Annotated in this window: 19 protein-coding genes; 9 read left to right on the top strand and 10 right to left on the bottom strand. The window is 62.9% G+C overall.

The genetic code is table 11. The annotated features are described in order from the left end of the window. Positions 1-3: 3 nt before the first annotated feature. Positions 4-1,032 carry an NAD(P)/FAD-dependent oxidoreductase gene (locus tag AC1Q6C_RS02450; protein ID WP_064444227.1) on the bottom strand — a complete coding sequence of 343 codons (1,029 nt, stop codon included), beginning with the start codon at positions 1,030-1,032 and terminating at the stop codon, positions 4-6. Between the two features lie 33 nt (positions 1,033-1,065). On the opposite strand from AC1Q6C_RS02450, the gene AC1Q6C_RS02445 reads away from it, so the two are divergent. Then, on the top strand, positions 1,066-1,692 hold the full coding sequence (locus AC1Q6C_RS02445) for a helix-turn-helix domain-containing protein (protein WP_082900904.1): 627 nt from the start codon (positions 1,066-1,068) through the stop codon (positions 1,690-1,692). Between the two features lie 56 nt (positions 1,693-1,748). Next, complete coding sequence (locus AC1Q6C_RS02440) at positions 1,749-2,207, top strand: GNAT family N-acetyltransferase (RefSeq protein ID WP_007727787.1); 459 nt, start codon at positions 1,749-1,751, stop codon at positions 2,205-2,207. 12 nt (positions 2,208-2,219) lie between these two features. Here AC1Q6C_RS02440 and AC1Q6C_RS02435 read toward each other — a convergent pair whose 3' ends face one another. The 6 genes from AC1Q6C_RS02435 to AC1Q6C_RS02410 all read right to left on the bottom strand — a co-directional run bounded on the left by AC1Q6C_RS02435 (position 2,220) and on the right by AC1Q6C_RS02410 (position 7,862). Next, complete coding sequence (locus tag AC1Q6C_RS02435) at positions 2,220-2,756, bottom strand: P-loop nucleotide/nucleoside kinase family protein (RefSeq protein WP_492666357.1); 537 nt, start codon at positions 2,754-2,756, stop codon at positions 2,220-2,222. A gap of 63 nt (positions 2,757-2,819) precedes the next feature. Further along, complete coding sequence (locus AC1Q6C_RS02430; protein ID WP_003939865.1) at positions 2,820-3,614, bottom strand: MHYT domain-containing protein; 795 nt, start codon at positions 3,612-3,614, stop codon at positions 2,820-2,822. Between the two features lie 40 nt (positions 3,615-3,654). Beyond that, entirely contained in the window at positions 3,655-4,242 is a 588-nt protein-coding gene (locus AC1Q6C_RS02425; protein ID WP_003940118.1) for a GTP-binding protein, read from the bottom strand. Then, the gene (locus tag AC1Q6C_RS02420; protein WP_007727785.1) at positions 4,223-4,597 is read right to left on the bottom strand and encodes a DUF742 domain-containing protein; all 375 of its coding nucleotides are present in this window, start codon (positions 4,595-4,597) and stop codon (positions 4,223-4,225) included. The genes AC1Q6C_RS02425 and AC1Q6C_RS02420 overlap by 20 nt, the downstream gene beginning before the upstream one ends. 5 nt (positions 4,598-4,602) lie before the next feature. Beyond that, positions 4,603-5,019, bottom strand: a complete 417-nt coding sequence (locus AC1Q6C_RS02415) for a roadblock/LC7 domain-containing protein (protein ID WP_003940329.1) — start codon at positions 5,017-5,019, stop codon at positions 4,603-4,605. Next, the gene (locus AC1Q6C_RS02410; protein WP_235867902.1) at positions 5,016-7,862 is read right to left on the bottom strand and encodes an ATP-binding protein; all 2,847 of its coding nucleotides are present in this window, start codon (positions 7,860-7,862) and stop codon (positions 5,016-5,018) included. Before AC1Q6C_RS02410 ends, AC1Q6C_RS02415 begins: the two co-directional genes overlap by 4 nt. Positions 7,863-8,240: 378 nt before the next feature. Here AC1Q6C_RS02410 and AC1Q6C_RS02405 point away from each other — a divergent pair, with 378 nt between their 5' ends. Continuing rightward, on the top strand, positions 8,241-8,750 hold the full coding sequence (locus AC1Q6C_RS02405; protein WP_042451123.1) for a DUF6630 family protein: 510 nt from the start codon (positions 8,241-8,243) through the stop codon (positions 8,748-8,750). 4 nt (positions 8,751-8,754) lie between these two features. Here the strand turns inward: AC1Q6C_RS02405 and AC1Q6C_RS02400 are convergent, their stop codons facing one another. Together AC1Q6C_RS02400 and AC1Q6C_RS02395 are read right to left on the bottom strand one after the other, a co-directional pair. Then, positions 8,755-10,197, bottom strand: coding sequence for a phospholipase D-like domain-containing protein (locus AC1Q6C_RS02400; RefSeq protein WP_230358964.1), 1,443 nt, complete (start codon positions 10,195-10,197; stop codon positions 8,755-8,757). Then, the gene (locus AC1Q6C_RS02395) at positions 10,194-11,297 is read right to left on the bottom strand and encodes an NAD(P)-binding domain-containing protein (protein ID WP_042451119.1); all 1,104 of its coding nucleotides are present in this window, start codon (positions 11,295-11,297) and stop codon (positions 10,194-10,196) included. The genes AC1Q6C_RS02400 and AC1Q6C_RS02395 overlap by 4 nt, the downstream gene beginning before the upstream one ends. A 112-nt stretch (positions 11,298-11,409) precedes the next feature. On the opposite strand from AC1Q6C_RS02395, the gene AC1Q6C_RS02390 reads away from it, so the two are divergent. The 3 genes from AC1Q6C_RS02390 (at position 11,410) to AC1Q6C_RS02380 (ending at position 15,900) form a co-directional block, all read left to right on the top strand. Then, positions 11,410-12,141 (top strand): enoyl-CoA hydratase, encoded by a 732-nt coding sequence (locus AC1Q6C_RS02390; RefSeq protein ID WP_003940192.1) that lies wholly within the window; start codon positions 11,410-11,412, stop codon positions 12,139-12,141. Between the two features lie 62 nt (positions 12,142-12,203). After that, positions 12,204-13,319, top strand: coding sequence for an MBL fold metallo-hydrolase (locus tag AC1Q6C_RS02385; RefSeq protein ID WP_007727770.1), 1,116 nt, complete (start codon positions 12,204-12,206; stop codon positions 13,317-13,319). Positions 13,320-13,395: 76 nt separating this feature from the next. Next, a complete protein-coding gene (locus AC1Q6C_RS02380) occupies positions 13,396-15,900 on the top strand; it encodes a cation-translocating P-type ATPase (RefSeq protein ID WP_003940410.1) in 2,505 nt (834 codons plus the stop codon). A gap of 6 nt (positions 15,901-15,906) precedes the next feature. On the opposite strand, the gene AC1Q6C_RS02375 is transcribed toward AC1Q6C_RS02380, so the two are convergent. After that, positions 15,907-17,049 (bottom strand): GGDEF domain-containing protein, encoded by a 1,143-nt coding sequence (locus tag AC1Q6C_RS02375; RefSeq protein WP_042451115.1) that lies wholly within the window; start codon positions 17,047-17,049, stop codon positions 15,907-15,909. Between the two features lie 180 nt (positions 17,050-17,229). Between AC1Q6C_RS02375 and AC1Q6C_RS02370 the strand changes: the two genes are divergently transcribed. The 3 genes from AC1Q6C_RS02370 (at position 17,230) to AC1Q6C_RS02360 (ending at position 20,422) form a co-directional block, all read left to right on the top strand. Beyond that, complete coding sequence (locus AC1Q6C_RS02370) at positions 17,230-17,421, top strand: antitoxin (protein ID WP_003940164.1); 192 nt, start codon at positions 17,230-17,232, stop codon at positions 17,419-17,421. Positions 17,422-17,542: 121 nt separating this feature from the next. Next, complete coding sequence (locus AC1Q6C_RS02365) at positions 17,543-19,189, top strand: Na+/H+ antiporter (RefSeq protein ID WP_042451113.1); 1,647 nt, start codon at positions 17,543-17,545, stop codon at positions 19,187-19,189. 15 nt (positions 19,190-19,204) lie between these two features. Then, a complete protein-coding gene (locus AC1Q6C_RS02360) occupies positions 19,205-20,422 on the top strand; it encodes a lipase family protein (RefSeq protein WP_492666356.1) in 1,218 nt (405 codons plus the stop codon). Positions 20,423-20,424: the final 2 nt, after the last annotated feature.

Genomic DNA, 20,424 nt, shown 5'->3' with positions numbered 1-20,424 from the left:
CGGTCACATGCCGTGGAGGGCGCTGCCGCCGTTCAACTCGCAGACGCGTTGCTCCACGGTCGCCGAGAAGCCCCCTTCCGGCTCGGTCGAACGAAGAGCCGATTCGACGTCTTGCTCGACCAGATATCCGTTGATCGCGATTGCCGCGGTCGAACCTGCCGCCGCAGCATTGATTACCTGGGCGCGAGGGTCGACGACGTTGCCGGCGCCCCAGACGCCCGGAACGCTGGTGGCGCCGGAAGGGTCGACAACCGCGAATCCCGTAGGGCCGGTTTTGCACCCGAGTCGCGTCAGATGTGTGTCGTTCGGATTGAAACGTGGCGCAACGAACAATGCTGAGCGAGGGACCAACTGGCCGTTGTCGAGTTCGACGGCCCTCAGTTCGCCTCTCTCACCGATCAATCCAGATACCGATCCGTCGGCAACCGTCACTCCTCGGGCAGCCAGTCGCGCGCGTTCGTCGGGGGTGAGCGAGATCTTGTCGGGGAATAACGTCACATCCGACGACCACTGTCGGAGTAGAAACGCCTGGTGAAGTGACATCTCGCGAGCGTCGCCGCCGAGAACGCCGATCGGTTGGTCGCTGATCTCGTACGCATGGCAGTACGGGCAATGGAGCACGCTTTGTCCCCAAAGCTCCTGGATGCCTTGTATTTCCGGGAGTGAATCCCGTAGACCGGTGGCAACCAGCACAGTACGAGTTTCGAGCGTCGTGCCTCCTGACAGTTCGACGACAAAGCCGGGTTCGATACCGCGCCAGGAGATGTCGACTACGTCATCTTGTGTCAATTCCACTCCGTACGTCTGCAATTCGCTGCGTCCGACGGCGAGCAACTCACGTGGCGCCATGCCGTCGCGCGAGAGGAAGCCGTGCATGTGTGCTGCCGGTGCGTTGCGCGGTTTGCCGGAATCGATGACGGCGACCGAGCGCCGAGCACGACCCAACACCAGGGCTGCGCTGAGTCCGGCGGCGCCACCGCCGACGATCACGGCGTCGAGGATCTCAGTTTCAGTGTGTGTTCGCATGAGCACAGATTGCTCGCGGAGGGGGTTCTTCAGCAACTAATGTTGCCATTTCTGGGAATCGTCGTCAGACTCGGCACCATGAATGTCAACGGTCCGCACATCGATGCCGCCATCTCGCAGATCGGCGCGCGCCTCAAACGCATTCGTACACAGAGGAACGTCACGCTCACAGCGCTGTCCGAGTCCACCGGTATTTCGAAGAGCACCCTGTCGAGGCTCGAAGCGGGGGAGCGTCGCCCGAGCTTGGAGTTGCTGCTTCCGATCGCGCTTGCCCACCAAGTGCCGTTGGACCAACTGGTGGCGGCACCGCAGGTCGCCGATCCACGCATCCAGAGTGCGCCTCGAAGCGTCAGTGGGCGAAAGGTATTGCCGCTCACTCGGCAACCGGGTGGGTTGCAGGCATTCAAGATGACCATCCCGGCAAGCCAGACGGAACCGGATCCCCAAGTGCACGACGGCTACGAATGGCTGTACGTGTTGTCGGGGAGGTTGCGGTTGGTGTTGGCCGATCACGACATCGTGATGGGTACGGGTGAAGCTGCTGAATTCGACACCCGAAACCCGCATTGGTTCGGCAGTGACGGGCGCGGCCCGGTCGAGGTACTGAGTCTGTTCGGCCCCCAAGGAGAACGCATCCACGTTCGGGCCAGGCCTTCGGCGAAGTGACGGACAGTCATACTTTCATTCGATGCTGCCGGAAGCGAAGAGGACAGTGAGGGTCTGTGCGAATCGAAATTGACGACCTGAGTCGGGATGCGGTCCGTGCTCTACTCACCGAACATCTCGCCGACATGCACGCGACCTCGCCCTCGGACAGCGTTCACGCGCTGGACGTCACGGGGCTGATGGATATCTCTGTGACCATGTGGACGCTGTGGAGCGAAGGTGACGAGTTACTCGGTTGCGTCGCGCTCAAGGAACGGTCGTCGGCGGGCGGCGAGATCAAGTCGATGCGAACGTCATCGGCAGCAAGGGGGCGTGGCGTGGGAACGCGACTTCTTCAACACGTCGTGGACGAGTCGAGACAACGAGGTTACCGGCAACTCGAATTGGAGACCGGTACGCAAGAGTTCTTCGATCCAGCTCGCCGGTTGTACGCGAAATTCGGGTTCGTGCCTTGTCCACCGTTCGGGAACTACCGCGAAGACCCGAACAGCGCATTCTTCGTTCTCACCTTGTGAGCAGCTCGCACGCTACAGCATCTTTGCTGTGATGCGTCGTACTGCACTGTCGGAGTCCATGATTGCGGTGTCGAGCACCAGCCGTTCCGTAGTCCACGGCTCGTAGTCTCGATCCAGAATTTCCTGCCACGTCGGTAGTACGAGATCCGGGATGTCGACGACTCGCCGTTCAGCGCGTCTGCGATGCTCGTCGGGATCCGAACAGATGACCTCGACACCGAGCAGGCGCGCCGAATTATGTTGTGCGGTAGCGGACCAGGCGTCTCGTGTCGCCTCGACGGGCTTGACGCATTCGACCACGACCGAAAGTCCGAGTCGCAATTGTTCGGCGGCGAGCGCGTACCCGGTGATGTATCCGGCGGTCCCGGACCCGTCAGCGATACCGCTGCGGATCAGCGCCTGTTCGATGGTATCGATCCGCACGAAGGGGATTTGGTGACGCTGCGCAAGCGCCCGCGCGATCGTCGACTTGCCGGTGGCCGGCAAACCACCGATCACGACGAGCGTTGCGCGAGTCGATGGCTGGGGGTTGTGTCCGGCATCCACCATCCCCGAAATGTACGGGGCGTTGTCGATTTACGTGAACTCGCCCCGTACTCGCCCCGTACTCGCTCAGTTCGAGATCGCGAACTCTCGTGCTTCGAACGCCAGATCGTCGGCGGCGGATTCCATTCGTGCCGTCGCGCGGTTGGGTGCTGTCAGCACTGCGACAATCGGAACTGCCAACGCCAGCAGGCCGAGAACGAAGACAGGGAAGAGGAACGAGAACACTTCGAGTCCCTGTGGCGCCGGGGCTGCCGCGTCGTGAACAACCTCGACAGCGGCCATTCCGGTGTAGTGCATACCGACGACAGCGATGCCCATGATGATTCCGGCGACAAAACGCAGAATCGTGGACTCGAGCACCATGGTGAACCACAGTGCAGCGGTTCCGGCGACGACTGCGATCAGAACCGACAGTGCAACGAAGAGCAGGTCGTAGTGGATCTCGCCCTGAAAGCGCAAGGCGCGCATACCCGTGTAATGCATGATGTTCACGGCGAGACCGGTTACCACGCCCCCGATCAGAAGCCGCGTCCAGCGAAATTCGGTCCCGATGATCAGCAGGCCGACAAACACGGCCCCTACTGAGATGATCGCGGAGATCACGGTCCATCCGAGGTTGTATCGAATGGGACTGCCGGGGACCGCGAAGCCGAGCATGGCGATGAAATGCATGAGCCAGATGGCGACGCCACCGATCGACAAGGCAGCCATGGCGAGCCATCGCATGCGTGTGGCGGTTGTCGTCGCCGACGCTGAATGCCTGGTGCACGCCAGGCCGACTACCGACCCGACCACGGACACGACGTAGGCGAGTCCGAGCAGCCAGATTCCCATCGAGAAATGGTGCATTTCATCCGACATGCCAGTTCCTTTCGGCGACGATTCGCATCTGGTGATTCATCTAGACGACTGCTTCAGCTGCAAGTCGTTCGAGGGAGTATTCGGTGACGGCGATCAGCGCGCGTTTGGCTGATTCGCGGTTTCGGGCGTCGATCTCGATCATGGGAACCCGGTTGGGTAGAGCCAACGCCTGGCGGAGATCGCTCGCCGAATGGATTGGCGCGCCGTCGAAACGGTTGACCGCCACGATGAACGGGAGGCCTCGCGCCTCGAAGAAGTCGACTGCGGCGAAGCTGTCTTCCAGGCGACGCGTGTCGACCAGAATGACCGCACCGATCGCACCGGTGATCAGGTCGTCCCACATGAACCAGAAGCGGCGCTGTCCCGGGGTTCCGAACAGATAGAGGACCAGGTCGTCGGCGAGAGTGATGCGCCCGAAGTCCATCGCGACCGTCGTGGTGCTCTTGTCGGGAGTGGATCCGAGATTGTCGATACCGTCGCTGGCGTCGGTGACCATGGCCTCCGTGCGAAGGGGGACGATTTCGGAGACGGTCCCCACAAGTGTTGTCTTGCCAACACCGAAACCCCCGGCGATCACGATTTTTGTCGATTTCACGCGAGACGATGAGTCAGAGTGCCCGAAGTCCACTGAGGGTCCTTTCGATCAGTTCGCGTCGCTCGACTCGAGATGCGTCGCTTCGCAGAGTGGCATGTATTTCCAGTGATCCGGCTACTACGAGGTCGGCGACCAGTACCCGCACGACTCCGATCGGAACACCCAGGTGGGCAGCGATCTCGGCAACCGAGATCCGCTGCTCGCAGAGTGCGACGATCGATGCACGAATATCCTGCGGTGCAAGATTGTTCGAGACCGCGTCTTCGATCGTCGCGATGATCGCTTCGAGTGGGAGGTCGATGGACGGCAGGGTCCGACCTTCGGTGAGCGCGTACGGCCGGACCAAGCTCGGTTCGGCGTCGTCGTACTCGGATTGATGGTGAGGCATCGAACTCAAATACCCTGCGATGTTCTCGGGGCAATGTCCATGGTGGTGCCGACGCGATCGACGAGAGTCGCCATTTCGTAACCGATCTGGCCGATGTCGCATCCGGCGACAGCGAGAGCGGCAAGGTAAGCGCCACTACCGACGCCCATGAGAAGCAGGTAGCCGTTCTCCATCTCGACGACGGACTGCATGACGGCTCCACCGTCGAAGAGGCGTGACGCCCCCGCGGACAGGCTGGCGAGTCCGGAAGTGACAGCGGCTAATTGATCGGCCCGATCGAGCGGAAGATGTGTGCTCGAGGCCGTCAACAACCCGTCGGCTGAGACGATGATCGCGTGACTCACACCCGGCACGTCTCGGGCAAAAGCCGATACCAGCCAGTCGAGTGCGCGGGGAGTCTCTTGGGCTCCGACAGTGTTCACTGTTCTCCTTCATCGTTGTGCAACATCGTGGACGATTCGAAAGACTGTCCGCCATCGGGCTGATGGTCGGCAGCGCGCCGACGCCCTCGTTGTACTCCGGATTGGTAACTGCTCCAACCACGTTGGACGTCCGCCGGATTGGATGCATGGCGCTGTGTCGTTCCACCTCTCCCGACTGCGCCGGGAACCAGGCGGGCTCCGCGGTCTCGAATGGGAAGTCCGGAATCGGCGATCTTGGTGACCGGCATCTCGAACGAGGTCCGAGCGGCCAGCCAGCCTTGATCCGCGTCGGTGGTCCACGCACTGCCGGTGGAAGCAGCTGACGTCTCCGCCGTCGGGTCCACGAGCCACTCGGACACCATCCGGGCGAAAATCGGCATCGTGGTCGGGGCAGCGAGTACGCCGTTCGAGTTGCCGTCTCCCGCGCCGTCAGCGCGCGCCGATGCGCGAGCAGAGAGCCCGTCACGGGTGCGCGAGGAGAAGAACGCCGCAGTGTTTGTCGGCGTCGGGGCTGAGAGCCGGTGCCGTGGCGGCGGGGTTGTCGACGGGTGTGGACCCACCGGGATCTCGGGACCCTGTGCCGGCGAGGTGAATTCCGGCGAAGGAGTACGCACGGGAAGGGACGTCGATGCGCTTGTGCCTTCGGGATCGGGCAGAGGAGCGAAGGACGACACGGAGGTGGCGGGTGCAGCGGTGGTCGGAGTCGAGGTACTGACCGCCGGTACTCCACTTGTGCCCGGAGTGCGACGTGGCAACCCCGAAGGCGCTGTTGTCGTGGGAATGGATTGCGGTGTGATCGGGGCGAACGTCTCAGTCCGGTCGGTGCTGTTGCTGGGCGTTCGACGCGGGAGATCTGCGAAACTTCTGGTCGCAGGCTGCGGGGGTGCCAATTCGGTCGGGACGGGCTGTGACCAGGACGGTTCAGACGGTGCGGGCGGCGGAGTCCGATCGAGCGTGGGCACGGGTCCGGTTCGCGGCGTGCGGATCTCGGGTCCCCGAGAAGAATCGAGTATCGACGTCGGTAGGAGCACCGTTGCGGTGATGCCGCTGTGCGTCGACGACGTTGCCGTCGGGCGCAGGCGCACAGAGATGTTGTAGCGACGACTGATTCGGCTCACGACGAACAAACCCATGCGACGCGCTGTATCCGCGCTCATCTCGCCGCCGGCGGCGAGGCGCTCGTTGGCATCGAGGATATCGGCAGGCGACATGCCGATACCGAGATCTGCGATCTCGACGATCATGGAGCCGTCGATGGTGCGGGCAGCGTTGATGGAGACGGTGGTCTCCGGCGGGGAGTACCGCAGAGAATTGTCGAGCAGTTCAGCGATGAGGTGAACGACGTCCGGGGCAGCATGACCGGTGACGACTCCGGGCGGTATCTGCCCGAGTTCGACGCGTCGATATTCCTCGACGCCTGATACCGCCGCACGAAGGATATCGCCGAGAGCGACGGGGGCGGTTCTGGCGCGGCGTACATCGGTTCCGGCGAGAACCAACAAGTTGTCGCCGTTTCTACGCATTCTCGCGGCGATGTGGTCGAGCCGGAACAGATTCTCGAGGCGACGAGGGTCGTCTTCGTCCTGCTCCAACTGTTCGATCAAACCGAGTTGCTGGTCGACGAGGGACTTGTTACGCCTCGACAGCGTTTCGAACATGTCGTTGACCTGGCGCCGCAGGGTGGCCTGCTCGCCGGCCAGCGTGATGGCCTGACCGTGCATGTCGTCCACCGCGCGTGCAAGCTCGCCGATTTCCTCGTGGGTGCGGATCGGTACACGGGCGAAGTCGACGTCGTCGATACTGGCACCTGCGCGAATTCGTTCGATCGCGTCGGGGAGTCCGCGTCGTGCTGCTTGCAATGCGGCAAATCGCAGCCGACGGATCGGATCGATGAGCGATCGGCTGATGACGAGGGCGATGGCCAGTGCCAGCAGGACCGCGCCGAGCACGATTGCAGTGTCACGAAGTGCTGCGGTTCGTGCTGCATTGGATTCAGCGGTGACGGTATCGCCGAACTCGGTGACGGTGGTGTCGGTCAGGCTGTTGTACTGGTCGTTTCCGGATTTCAGATCGGTACCGACGCGGCTCCCCAGAGGAGAGGTCGACGGGGTTGATCCGAGTGCGTTGATCCGGTTCTGAGCGGAGTTGCTGAGGGTCCGGACGGTGTCGTTGCTCCCGTCGATGGCGAGAATGTTGTTCAGAGCGACCAGTTCGGCACCGGCGGCACTGACCATCGAGGTACGAGCCTGCTGGTCCGGATCACCTGAGCCGAAGAGGATTCGTTGTTCGGCCAGTGCTCGTCGCGCATCCCAGAGTGCTGAGAGTCGGCCACCCTCTTCGCGCAGCGCCGGACGCTGAGAATGCTCGACGACGCTGGTGAAGGTGCTCGAGAGTGCGCGAGAGACTTCGCCGACCCGCGAAACCAAGCGTGCGGGAGCCACCGCGCCGGCGGCGACCTCTTCCATGATGGAACGGCTCTCTGCGAGCGCCGAAGTCACTTGGTCGTTGAGGTCGTCGTCGGACTGGAACGCGCGCGCGGCGTCGACCAGTTGATCCATTGCGTCCGAAACCGCTTGTGTGGCGGGGCCGGTGTCAGTGCGTGCCGATGCGGCTTCGGCGAGCTCGTACAGCGCGGATTCGAGATTGATCGCGGCGGGCACAGCGAGGGCGCGCTCGGACGAGGAACTCAGCTGTGCGGCTTCTTCGAGTTCCGTCTGAACGCGAAGGGCTCCGAGGACGACGGCGACGATCATCGGCAATGCGAGAACGGCGATGACCTTCCATCCCAGGCGCCATTCGCCGATCGACCACCAAGAGGTTGTCGTGTGTGAATCGTGTTTCATGCGGAACATGGCCCCTTCACGTCAACCCCCCGTGGGTCATTGCCCGAACCCCTTCGATCCGGTTTGACCAGAAGGGGTAGTTAGCTGAACGGTAACAGACTGTTCGCTGGCTCGCTACATCCCAGTTGGCTTCTTGGATCGCCGATGACTATATCCGGATTGTAAGGCCAGGTGAAAGGGTAAACGGACAAGTGCGGCGAATGGGATAGCCGGAAAGTCCAATTTGGTAGCTCGTCGAGCGGTGTTGCCCGGGAATTCGTGGAACTCACGGCAAGCATCTGGCTCGTGTCCCGACATCGAGGACACGTCCGAACGAGGCGCACACGCATGTCAGAATGTGGAAACCGCACCGATGACCGAATTGAACTTGGAGCCATAGTGAGTGGAACTGCTCGCGACGCGTTGCGCGCGATCGCCGAACTGCTCGCCCCTGACAGCGCTGTTGTCATCGATCGTGTGACTCTCGCGATCGACCAGCCGGAACGGTATGTCGAAGTACAGAACGAGTTGTACTCACAGACGCTCGAGAAGCCGCACCCGGAAATGGCGTGGTTTGCTCTCGTCGACGCATTGCACGAACAAGAACGCCTGGTCTGGGTGGATTGGAACGAGGGCGCTGCCGAGGTTCTGGGTCAGCTGCGAGTGCTCACGTCGGCGCCGGCAGGATCGTGGGAGTGGGCGGACAGTCTTGCCATGGGCTTCGATCGAGCTGCCGGACTCGAATCGCTTCTCGCCCGTATCGTCGACAACATCACCGATACGGGCGTTTCACTTGCCTGGCTCGACAGCGACAGCGATACGTTTCTCCTCGCGCTCGTCCCGAGTGTTCACGGTGCAACGCTCGTCGAACTCGCGCTGGCAACCGGGCACTGCGTGCGCGTGTTCTAGAGTCTCAGCGTTTGCCGAGCAGGCGGCGCAATCCTTCGATTCGATCGCTCAGTCTGGGTGGCGTGCGCTCGGGATCCATCAGTACATTTTCAGCGAGCACGTGGTCTTCGCCGTCGACTGTGTTCCGGTCGAATTCGCGCAGACTGCGAGCGTCGGAGGTCGCGAGAGCGCGAACCGTCGACAACAGTGACTGCTCGCCCAACGCGTCGTCGACTTCTTCCTCGGTGACGTCGAGGTGCTCGCTGAGTAGGCGGCGCCTCAATCCGATGATCGAGGCGCGCAACTCGACATCTGCGTCGTCGTCGGATTCGACGGCGATGTCGCACTCGGTGTCGAAGCCCATCGAACGGTTGTTGAGATTCGACGACCCGATTCGCAGGAGGCGATCGTCCATCACGAGAACCTTGGCGTGGACGTAAATAGGTGCGCCAGAAGAGGTCACGGGATAAAACGCCCCGAACCGGTCGTGGATATCGGCGGACCACAGCAGATGCAACAGGTCGTGGCGCGCCCCGTCCATCGCCTTTTGTTCCAGCCAACCGTCGGCGTTGCGCGGAATGACCAGAACGATCTCCGGTCCGTCGTCCTCACGCAGGCGCGCGGCAATCGCCTCGGCCAGAGTGCGTGAGGCGAGGTACTGGCTTTCGATGTACAGCGTGTGCTCGGCCCCGGCGATGGCCGCGAGATACAGCGCCTCGATCTCACGCACCTCCGTGCGTTCGCCGAGCTCCGGCAATGTTCTGGCGACGGCTACGTCGACAACCCGCAAGGTGGGCGCCAGATTGACGGGCCACGGAGTCGCGGTGCTCTCGACCGGTGTGAGATCCTCGCCGGTTGCGGATTTCCAACGTGCCCGCGCCAATTCGCCGATGGCCGCCGCCGCATTGCCGTCGACCGCCGTGGTCGCGTCATGCCAAGGGCCGTAACGCCTTCCACTCGGAGTGATTCGGTAATCGTTTCGGTCGACGTGATCCGAGGTGTCCCAGCGGTCCACAGTCATGTCGATGCCGCCGCAGAACGCCAGGGCGTCGTCGATGACGATGATCTTCTGATGGTGCGCCGCGCCCACCGGATGGGCGCCGTCGATCTCGAACCGAAGGCGCTCGTCGGTCAACCAGTTGGACACGAAGACGGGAGTCATACCGCGGCCGATTGCGGTGAACGCGCCGATGTTCCATTTGAGTACGAGGATTTCGAGGTCGGGTTTCTCGCGGACGAGCCAGCGGAGGAACATTCCCAACCGGTTGGGGCCGTCGAGAGTCTGCTTGCCTGGTTCGAGTTTGATGCGCGTGTCGAAGTCCCAGCCGATCAACATGATTCGCTTCTCAGCTTGCAGCATTGCGGACTTCGCATGATGAAAGTAGTCAGCGGCGTCGACGATGCAGGCAAGATTGTCCGCCGGTTCGATGCGCCAGCAGGTTTCGCCCGGAACAAGGATTCTGTTCATTCGCCGATTCCCAGGTACGCGGTCAGTTCGCGCGCTGCCGCTTGGCCGGCGCGGTTGGCTCCGATCGTCGACGACGACGGTCCGTATCCCACCAGGTGCACGCGAGGGTCGGCTTCGACCTGCGTGGCGAGGCGCCCGGTCATCGGGATTCCGCCACCCGGTCCGCGCAGGTGCAACGGCGCCAGGTGATCGAGTGAGCTACGAAAACCGGTGCACCACAAGATGACATCGGCGTCGGCGACGGTACCGTCGGCCCACTTCACGCCGTTCGGAAGAATTTCGGAGAACATCGGCAGTCGATTCATCACACCACGCTCTCGCGCTGCCCGGATGGCAGGCGTTACCGGGAGGCCGGTCACCGAGACAACGGATCCCGGTGGCAGGCCGCGTCGTACACGATCTTCGACCATGGCAACCGCAGCGCGGCCGATGTCCGGCGTGAACGGCTCGTCGCGGAACTCGGGTTCGCGCCGCGTCACCCAGGTAGTGGTCGTGACGCGTGAGATCTCGTCGAGCAGTTGGACGGCCGAGATCCCGCCGCCGACCACGACGACATGTTTGCCTTCGAACTCGGCAGCGGTTCGATAGTCCTTCGTGTGCAGTTGTCGGCCACGGAACGACTCGGCCCCGCGATAGTGGGGGATGAAGGGCCGCTCCCAGGTCCCCGTCGCGTTGATCAAGCCTCGCGCCGCGAATACTCCCTGGTCGGTCTCGATCCGCAGGCGCTCTTCCCTCGGACACACCACTCGCGTGTGTACCGGGCGGTGGACGGGAAGTTCGAATTGCTTTTCGTACAGTTCGAAGTAGTGGGGGACCGCCACCGATGCAGGCACCTGTTCGGCGTCTGTACCGGTGGTTTCCGCGAAGGACATTCCCGGGAGGTCATGGACGCCGTTGACGGTGCTCAGTGTCAGGCTCGGCCAACGGAACTGCCACGCCCCGCCCGGCCCCGACGCATGATCGAGCACCACGAACCCCGATTCGGGCTCGATTCCGAACTTGCGCAGGTAGTAGGCGGCGGAGAGTCCGGCCTGTCCGGCGCCGATCACCACCACGTCAACCGGGTGTGGTTGCTGTGCGGCAAGGTCGTCTGTACTCATCGGTAATCTAACCTCCTGATGTACAGAACTTAGCTGCAGAGAAGTATGCGGACGGTATCGGCGCCTCGGAACATCCCTGTGTCGAGCCTTCCAGAAACGAAAGTGAGCGGACATGATCGGGTTCTCCCGTGACGGCAACGTCGTGACCATCGAGTTGCAGCGTCACGAGCGTCGTAATGCGCTCAGCGCGGAACTCTGCATCGCAATACGGGACGCGATGAACGCGGCGGTAGCCGAGCACGCGCACGTCGTCGTCATCACCGGTGAGGGATCGGCGTTCTGTGCAGGCGCGGACCTCTCCGGCGACGTCTACATGGAGGGCTTCACCGATCGCCTGTTCGAGATGCTTCGCTCTATCGACACGGCGCCCATCCCCGTCATCGCTGCCGTCAACGGTCCGGCTATAGGCGCGGGCACGCAACTGGCCATCGCGTCGGATCTTCGCGTCGTGGCGCCGAGCGCTCGCTTCGGAATCCCGGCCGCCACCCTCGGTGTCTCGGTGGACAAGTGGACGATGCGTCGGCTCGCGTCGCTGGTCGGCGGCGGTCCCGCGCGCACCATTTTGCTCGGCATCGAACAGATCGGCGCCGAAGAAGCCTTCACTCGCGGCCTCGCCAACAAAATCGGAACCCTCGACGACGCTCAGGAATGGGCACACCGCATCGCGAATCTCGCACCGCTGTCGTTGCGGCACATGAAGATGGTTCTCAACGACGACGGCACCATGGAGGAGCAGTCTCCCGAGCAGCTCGACGCGCTTCACGCCGCCTGGCTCAGCGAGGACGTCCAGGAAGCCCGCGCTGCCCGCATCGAGAACCGCCCTCCCGTATTCAAGGGTAAGTAAAGCTGGTTGCAGGGAAAACAGGCGCCGGGCACGCAGGGCAGATAGTGGCTACGCTCGTCTGAATGAAGAAGACGACGGTTCTCGGAGTTGCTGCTGTTGCCGCGGCGACGGGGTGGGTGGCGCGAGCCGCATGGGGCATCCCGACGCAGATCGGGGCCTCGCGAAACACGGTGCAACCGTATGCGGCGATGTCCCCGCGATACCGGGACCGCCAGTTCCACAACTCGGAGCCCAGCAGCACACTGGTTCCGGGCACCGATGTCGGAATGTTCAAGTCGATGGCCACGCGAGGGTCGACGGGTCGGCCGCGTCGGCCGATTCCGTTGGCCACTCCGCTGGCACCGGCGGCAGCCGGCGACGCGGCGGTGACGTGGTACGGCCATTCGAGCGTTCTCGTCGAGGTCGACGGCTACCGCGTTCTCGCCGATCCGGTGTGGAGTGAACGCGTATCACCCTCGGCCACAGTAGGTCCCGCGCGCATGCACCCCACTCCGGTGGCTTTGACCGAACTGCCTGCAGTGGATGCGATAGTCATCTCTCACGATCACTACGACCATCTCGACATGGCTACGGTCAAGACCCTGACTCGTACACAGACCGCTCCGTTCGTCGTGCCGATCGGTATCGGGGCTCACCTGCGGCACTGGAAGGTGCCCGAGAACCGGATCGTGGAATTGGACTGGGACGAGTCGACAAAAATCGACGACCTGGTCCTCACGTGCACGGAGGCTCGTCACTTCTCCGGTCGTGGCCTCGTCCGGAACACGACGCAGTGGGCGTCGTGGGTATTCGCCGGGCCGAAGCACCGGGTCTTCTTCGGTGGTGACAGCGGATACACATCGCGTTTCGAACAGCTGGGTGAAACCTATGGGCCTTTCGATCTGACGCTTCTCCCCGTCGGTGCGTACGACGTGCGCTGGCCGGACATCCACATGAATCCGGAAGAGGCAGTGCAGACGCACATCGACCTCAACAAGGGCGACGGGTCGCGCGGTGTCTTCGTCCCGATTCACTGGGCGACGTTCAACCTCGCGTTTCACTCGTGGTCGGAGCCGATCATTCGCCTCGACGAGTCGGCTGCAGATGCGGGCACAACAGTGTCGGTCCCGATGCCGGGCGGCAGGATCGACGCGTTGTCACCGACACCGCCGTCGAAGTGGTGGATACCGCTGGGCTGAGCGGCGAAGTGTCGCGGACGTGGTTGCCTGTCGAGTCGCACCCTGATTAGTTGCTCCGGGTGCGTAATCTTTGACCATGGCTCACGAGCACACCAGTTCAGAAGAGACAGCAGTGGCGGTAGCCCCTGAGCGATTGCCGGACGACGTCGACGTCGCCCGCGGTCTGACCGCCGATCAGGTTGCAGCAAGGATCGCGTCGGGACAAACCAACGATGTACCGGACCGGGCGTCCCGCTCGGTCAAGGACATCATTCGCGGCAACGTCTTCACTCGCATCAACGCGATCCTGACCGTGTTGTTGGTGATCGTGCTCGCGACGGGTTCGATCATCGACGGTATGTTCGGACTGCTGATCATCGCGAACAGCGGTATCGGCATCATCCAGGAGATCCGCGCCAAGCGCACGCTCGACGCTCTGGCCATCGTGAGTCAGGCCAAGCCCATGGTCAGGCGTGACGGCGTCGCCGTGGCGATGGCGCCCAAAGATGTTGTGCTCGACGATATTATCGAACTCGGATCCGGTGACCAGATAGTCGTCGACGGTGAGGTGGTCAGTTCGGCTGCACTCGAGGTCGACGAATCGCTGCTCACCGGTGAGGCCGATCCGGTTCACAAGGCGAGTGGCCAGCAAGTGTTGTCGGGCAGTTTTGTTGCCGCGGGCAGCGGTGCATACCGCGCCACCAAGGTCGGCGGCGATGCATACGCGGCCAAGCTGGCCGAAGAGGCGAGCAAGTTCACCCTCGTGCATTCCGAACTGCGCAGCGGCATCGACAAGATCCTGAAGTTCATCACCTACCTGATGATTCCGGCGGGTGCGCTGATCATCTTCAATCAGCTCTTCACGATCGGCCTGCCGATCCGACCGGCACTCAACGGCATGGTGGCAGCTCTGGTTCCGATGGTTCCCGAAGGCCTTGTGCTCATGACGTCCATTGCATTTGCGGTCGGTGTGATCCGGTTGGGCAAGCGCCAGTGCCTCGTTCAGGAGTTGCCGGCGATCGAGGGTCTGGCTCGTGTCGACGTGGTGTGCGCGGACAAGACCGGAACGCTGACCGAGAACGGTATGCGGCTGTCCGAGGTCGACGTCGCACCGGGTGGATCGGGGGAGACTGCGGTCAAGTCCGCGTTGAGCGCGATGGCCGCGTCCGACCCTCGCCCCAACGCGAGTGTCCTGGCGATTCGCGAGTCTCTCTCCGACGACTCCGGGTGGGGCGAAGCGACAGCGGTGGCGCCGTTCTCCTCGGCGAAGAAGTGGAGCGGCCAGTCGTACGGCAGTCACGGCAACTGGGTACTCGGTGCCCCGGACGTGCTGCTCGATCCCGACTCGGAAATGGCCCGCAAGGCCGAGGAAGTGGGTTCGAGCGGACTTCGTGTCCTCATGCTCGGCAGCAGCGACCTCCCCGTCGACGACGCCGACGCCCCTGGCACCGTCACCCCCGAAGCTCTGGTCGTGCTCGAGCAGAAAGTGCGCCCGGACGCCCAGGAGACGTTGGAGTACTTCGCCAGCCAGAAGGTCGCGGTCAAGGTCATTTCCGGCGACAACGCGGTTTCCGTCGGCGCCGTTGCCGGATCCCTCGGACTCGAAGGCGGCGACCGTCCCATCGACGCGCGAGAGCTGCCGAGCGATCAGGAAAAGCTGGCGGACACTCTCGACGGAGCAACGACGTTCGGTCGAGTGCGACCGGATCAGAAGCGGGAAATGGTCGCGGCCTTGCAGTCTCGCGGACATACCGTCGCGATGACCGGTGACGGCGTCAACGACGTGCTCGCCCTCAAGGACGCCGACATCGGAGTCTCGATGGGTTCGGGCAGCCCGGCTACCCGAGCCGTGGCCCAGATCGTGCTGCTGGACAACAAGTTCGCGACGCTCCCGTACGTCGTCGCGGAAGGCCGCCGAGTGATCGGCAACATCGAGCGTGTGTCGAATCTGTTCCTGACCAAGACCGTCTACTCGGTGGTGCTTGCGTTCCTGATCGGCATCACCGGCGTCCTGTCCCAGGTCTTCGACTTCGAACCGCTGCCGTACCCGTTCCTGCCCCGCCACGTCACGATCGCAGCGTGGTTCACGATCGGTATCCCGGCCTTCATCTTGTCTCTGGCACCCAACAACGAGCGCGCGCGAACCGGTTTCGTCTCGCGCGTGATGCGTCTGGCGTTGCCGTCGGGCCTGATCATCGGCATCACCACGTTCATCTCCTACGTATTGGCTTACCAAGGCCCGGACCAGACGGAAACCCAGAAGATCCAGGCCGGAACCAGTGCGCTCATCACGTTGATCATGATCGCCGTGTGGGTTCTGGCCGTCGTGGCTCGGCCGTACGTCTGGTGGAAGCTCGTTCTGATCGGCGGGTCGGTGGCCGGATACCTCATCCTGTTCGCGCTGCCGTTCACCCGCGAGTTCTTCAAACTGGATCCGAGCAACGTCGCTGCGACGACGCTCGCGATCACCCTCGGCGCGATCGGCGTTGTACTCGTGGAACTCTCGTGGTGGATCAGCGCACGCCTGCACGGGGAGAAACGAAAGATGTTCGCGACACCCGACGACCTGCCCGGCGAGCATCACCATGCCCACAGTGAGTGAGTAGTTTCAGCGCCTGAACATCTGCACCCAGGCAATGCGATCGCCGCCGCGCTTCTTGGCTCGGTACATCGCATTGTCTGCGTGCTCGATCAGTTCGTTTACAGCTCGATCCGGTAAGTCCGTCTCGGGGCTCAGATAGACGCTGACGCCGGTACTGGCGGACACAGGATAGGGATCGGAGTCGGACGAGACCGCCGAATGTATCTCGGTGGCGACCCGCTCGATATCTCCTCGATCGACTCCGCGCAGGACGACGAACTCGTCTCCACCGATTCGAGCCACCACCGCATCGGGTCCGGCGGCAGCGAGGAGGCGGTCGGCGACAGCGGTCAACGCGTCGTCGCCCGCGACGTGGCCGTGTGTGTCGTTGAGGTTTTTGAACGAGTCGACGTCGATGAGTAGTGCGATCAGAGCCTGCGTTCGATCACTGCGCAGCAGATGCTGTGCCTCGTCCTGGAGTCCGCGGCGATTGAGTGTCGCGGTGAGGTAGTCCCGGTGGGCGTTGCGTGCGTCGTCGGTCAGGCGCAGCCAGACGATCTGCAGAATCCATGCGGTGGAGAAAACCACACCGGCAACCATCAGATAGAGATTCACGACCACCCAGTCGTCGTTGACCGGCTCGGACATCGCCATGGCAGCGAGCGTCGTGCAGACAGCAAGAGCCCAACCGATGTGGCTGATGGCAACGCGAGGGCTGTGAACTATCGCCGCATAGAAGCCGATCATGATGAACAAGATGCAGCCGATGGTTCCGACGAAAGCGGTGCGCACGGCGAAGAAGAGAGTGACGGCGAGCCACAGGTCGGCCCAGACGACAAAGGCCACGGATTGTCGCCAAGTTGGCCACGATTCATTACGCGCCCAGCGGTAGCCCGCATAGGCGCCACTGATAGTTCCGAGGGCGAAGATCGACCGCGCCAGGGCGGTGTCGGAACCGAAGCGGCTCAACTGCATGGTCGCCGCGATCAGGGCGAAGAGAAAACACCACACCGCGACTAATTTGCGTCCGGGAACGGTCAGCCCGCGAGTGTCGAGGAATCGGGGGAGCCAGGTGTAATCGGTGCGATCCGACCACCACCGGGACAGCAGTTCACGCGTGGGGTAGGGGTCGCTCCCCGTCCCGCGCAGTCCTGCATTCAAACCGGGCACCTGTCGATGTCGATGGGTGGTCAATCAGCTATTGGCGGGTTAACGCTACCTCGAGTTGCGCACGGCTCGAACGCACGGACCTGCTTTCTGGCGCAGAGGCCGTCGACCTGTGAGAATCGAAGGGCGCGGAGGAACGATTCCGCCGAAGGATGTGCGTCAGCACCGGGAGAGGACACGGACATGGGTTTCTTGGACAACGTCAAGGGATTGGTCGAAAAGGGCCAGGAGCTCGCAGCGGAGAACTCCGACAAGGTTCACGACGCTATCGACAAGGTCGCCGACATCGCCGACGACAAGACCGGCAACAAGTACGGCGATCAGATCGACAAGGCAGCTGAGGCCGCCAAGAAGGCTGTTCCCGAAAAGCAGTAATACCGGATTCGGCATACCGTTTTTCGGTAGCACCGTTGCTCAGGGGCCCGTCACCGAAAAGGTTGCGGGCTTCTGTGCGTCCGCTGGGTGAACTCCCAGGGTCGGCGGGCAGAATGAACGCGTGAACTTCACCTGGATTCTGCTGGTCGTCATTGCCGCCATCGCAGTCACCGGGCTGTCCAATCGACGAAACCTGCAGGCTCCGCTGGTTTTGGTGACGGTAGGTTCGGTCGCATCCTTCATACCCGGTATGCCGCGGCCGGAACTCGATCCCCACGTCATTCTCGGTGTGGTCCTGCCGCCGCTTCTCTACTCGGCCGCTCTGAAATTCTCGGTGGCGACCTTCAAACGCAACTTGGCCCCGATCTTGCGCCTCGGCGTCGGAATGGTGTTGGTGACGGCGTTCGTGGTTGCCTTCTTCTCCGAATGGATGGTGCCCGAGTTCACGATCGGCGCCGCCCTGGTGCTCGGGGCCGTGATCGCGCCGACCGACGCCGTCAGCGCGGTGGCGGTCGGTCAGAAGCTCGGGCTCCCGAAACGGGTGATCGCCATCCTGACGGGCGAGGGGCTCGTCAACGACGCCACCGCGCTCACGCTCTTCACCGTCGCCGTCGCAGCAGTGACCGGAACGCGAATTGCCACCGATTCGCCCCTGTTGTTCTTCGCGTACGAAGTGATCGGCGGCGTTGTCGTCGGCTTGGTGCTCGCGTTTGTCGTCAAGTTCGTTCGTGCCCGCATGTACGACTCTCCACTGGAAACCGGCTTGGGGTTGGTGCTTCCGTTCGCTGCCTACCTGGCCGCCGAAGAACTACACGCGTCCGGTGTTCTGGCCGTTGTGGTCGCTGGTCTGGTGATCGGGCACTATTCGACGGACGCGTCGATCATGACGCGATTGCAGGAGCGCTCGGTGTGGTCGAGCCTGGACACTCTTCTCGAGATGTTCGTCTTCGCATACATGGGGCTCCAGCTGAGCTTTGTGATCGACGATGTTGTCGCCGACGGACTTCCGGTGCTTCACGTGTTCGCGTACGGTCTCGCAGTCCTGGCCGTTGTCATCGTGATTCGGCCGGTGTGGCTGTTCCTGAGCTACTCGCGTGTGCGATTCGGTGTAACCCTGCGCCGTGATCGCGAGAATCAACTGACGTGGAAACAGAATCTGGTGGTCTCGTGGGCGGGAATGCGCGGCGTCGTCACTCTTGCTGCGGCCGGCGGTATCCCGTTTGCACTCTCGTCCGGCGAGCCGTTCCCCGGACGCGGCGTCATCCAGGCGATCGCGTTCATCGTCGCGGTCGGGACATTGCTCATCCAGGGATCTACCTTGCCGTTCATGATCCGTCGCCTCGACGTCGCGGATCCTTACGAGCAGTTGCGCACGCAGGAACAGATGGAGTTGGCCCGCAACATTTCTCGCAAGGCGGGAGAGAAGGCGTTGGCAGACGCGGCCGCGCACCCTCCGCCGGGGATCGACGGGAAGGAACTGCAGGCGATCGTCGAACGCGTACGACGCTCGATGCAGGCGAGGCTTCAACTCCAGGAGGTCGACGAGGACGCCGATCGCGAGGCCGCCTTGTGGAATGCGGGAGCTCTGTTCGACAAGTTCCGGCATCAGTCACTGCGCTCGCAACGAGTTGCGCTGATCGCCGCACGTGACGACGGAGATCTCGACGACGAGGTATTGCGTACCGTATTGGAAGGACTCGACATCGAAGAGGCCGCAGCAGAGGAACGTGTCAGGCGTCGCCGAGCAGGTAGCGGTGCGGGCAAATAGAGGGGAACACTGCGTATGACTGTTCGGAGTTCGAGGGTTCGCGCAGTCTGGGGAGTCGTGGTGGCGAGCGCACTTCTCGTGAGCGTCGGCTGCGGATCGGATGCCTCGCCGGATGTCTCCGTCACCGACACCTCGACCACGACAACCCCGTCGGTCGAGAGCAGTGCGCAACGTGGCGTCGTGTTCGACAGTGAACCCTTCACCAGCACAGCCGAAGTGGCGGCGTCCGGAGCAAGCGCGGTGAAAATCCTGTACGGCTCCACCTCCGGTATCGACGGCCGAGCGACTCAGGTGTCGGGAACGGTGTTCACGCCGCCTGGAACTCCGCCGGAGGGCGGTTGGCCGATCGTCTCCATCGGCCATGGCACGACGGGTATTTCGGACGACTGCGCGCCGTCGGCCTCGCCGACCCTGTTCGGCACGATCGGCCTGGTCGCGCCGTTCCTCGACTCGGGATACGTGGTCGCTGTCTCCGACTTCGAGGGCCTCGGCACTCCGGACCCGCATCCTTACCTGCAACCGGACACCGCGGCGTTCAACGTCATCGACGCGGTTCGAGCGGCGCGCAACGTCGTTCCGGACACCTCGACTCGTTGGGCAACTCTGGGGCTGTCCCAAGGCGGGCAGGCATCCTGGGCGGCAGCCGAGGAAGCCGACACCTACGGCGACGGACTCGAATTCGTCGGTGCAGCAAACCTGTCCCCGGCAGCGGACATCTCGCCGATCATCTCGAGTGATTCCGAGGTGAATCTGTCACTGCCTCAGCAACTGCTGCTGCCCTATGTACTCGAAGGGCTGTCCCTCACCCATCCGGACCTCGAACGAACCGACTACGTGCGCGGCGCATTCGAGCAGAACTACGACCTGCTCACCTCGTGCCTGACCTCTCGGGCGACGGAGAAGTTGGGTCTGGTCGGAAAGGTGACGCCCGCCGACACGCGGCCGGCTACCGCCGAGGATGCGGACCGAATTCACGCGTGGCTCAGCGATGTTGCTCTTCCCCGTCAACGCGCGAGCGGTCCGATGTACGTAGTCGTCGGTACCAATGACAACCTGATCCGTCCGGAATGGACCGAGGCGGCAGTCGAACGCGCCTGCGCCGACGGTGACGTCATCGAATTCCAGGCGCGACCGGGTGAAGGTCATGCGGACGGCGCCGCTGTGCCGGGAGCTGTCGCGTGGGTGAAGGATCGATTTGCAGGTGTTCCGGCACCGAATACCTGCGGGTCGTGAAT

This window comes from Rhodococcus sp. MT28, assembly GCF_058792695.1.
Note: the sequence above shows the minus strand (reverse complement) of the source record. Positions and strands in the feature narration are given on the sequence as shown.

What these genes read in the sequence shown, in the direction of transcription:
- AC1Q6C_RS02445 (WP_082900904.1), top strand. Translation starts at nt 1,066, where the DNA reads ATGTTGCCATTTCTGGGAATCGTCGTCAGACTCGGCACCATGAATGTC.
- AC1Q6C_RS02435 (WP_492666357.1), bottom strand. Translation starts at nt 2,756, where the DNA reads ATGGTGGATGCCGGACACAACCCCCAGCCATCGACTCGCGCAACGCTC.
- AC1Q6C_RS02430 (WP_003939865.1), bottom strand. Translation starts at nt 3,614, where the DNA reads ATGTCGGATGAAATGCACCATTTCTCGATGGGAATCTGGCTGCTCGGA.
- AC1Q6C_RS02420 (WP_007727785.1), bottom strand. Translation starts at nt 4,597, where the DNA reads ATGCCTCACCATCAATCCGAGTACGACGACGCCGAACCGAGCTTGGTC.
- AC1Q6C_RS02410 (WP_235867902.1), bottom strand. Translation starts at nt 7,862, where the DNA reads ATGAAACACGATTCACACACGACAACCTCTTGGTGGTCGATCGGCGAA.
- AC1Q6C_RS02400 (WP_230358964.1), bottom strand. Translation starts at nt 10,197, where the DNA reads ATGAACAGAATCCTTGTTCCGGGCGAAACCTGCTGGCGCATCGAACCG.
- AC1Q6C_RS02395 (WP_042451119.1), bottom strand. Translation starts at nt 11,297, where the DNA reads ATGAGTACAGACGACCTTGCCGCACAGCAACCACACCCGGTTGACGTG.
- AC1Q6C_RS02390 (WP_003940192.1), top strand. Translation starts at nt 11,410, where the DNA reads ATGATCGGGTTCTCCCGTGACGGCAACGTCGTGACCATCGAGTTGCAG.
- AC1Q6C_RS02385 (WP_007727770.1), top strand. Translation starts at nt 12,204, where the DNA reads ATGAAGAAGACGACGGTTCTCGGAGTTGCTGCTGTTGCCGCGGCGACG.
- AC1Q6C_RS02380 (WP_003940410.1), top strand. Translation starts at nt 13,396, where the DNA reads ATGGCTCACGAGCACACCAGTTCAGAAGAGACAGCAGTGGCGGTAGCC.
- AC1Q6C_RS02370 (WP_003940164.1), top strand. Translation starts at nt 17,230, where the DNA reads ATGGGTTTCTTGGACAACGTCAAGGGATTGGTCGAAAAGGGCCAGGAG.
- AC1Q6C_RS02360 (WP_492666356.1), top strand. Translation starts at nt 19,205, where the DNA reads ATGACTGTTCGGAGTTCGAGGGTTCGCGCAGTCTGGGGAGTCGTGGTG.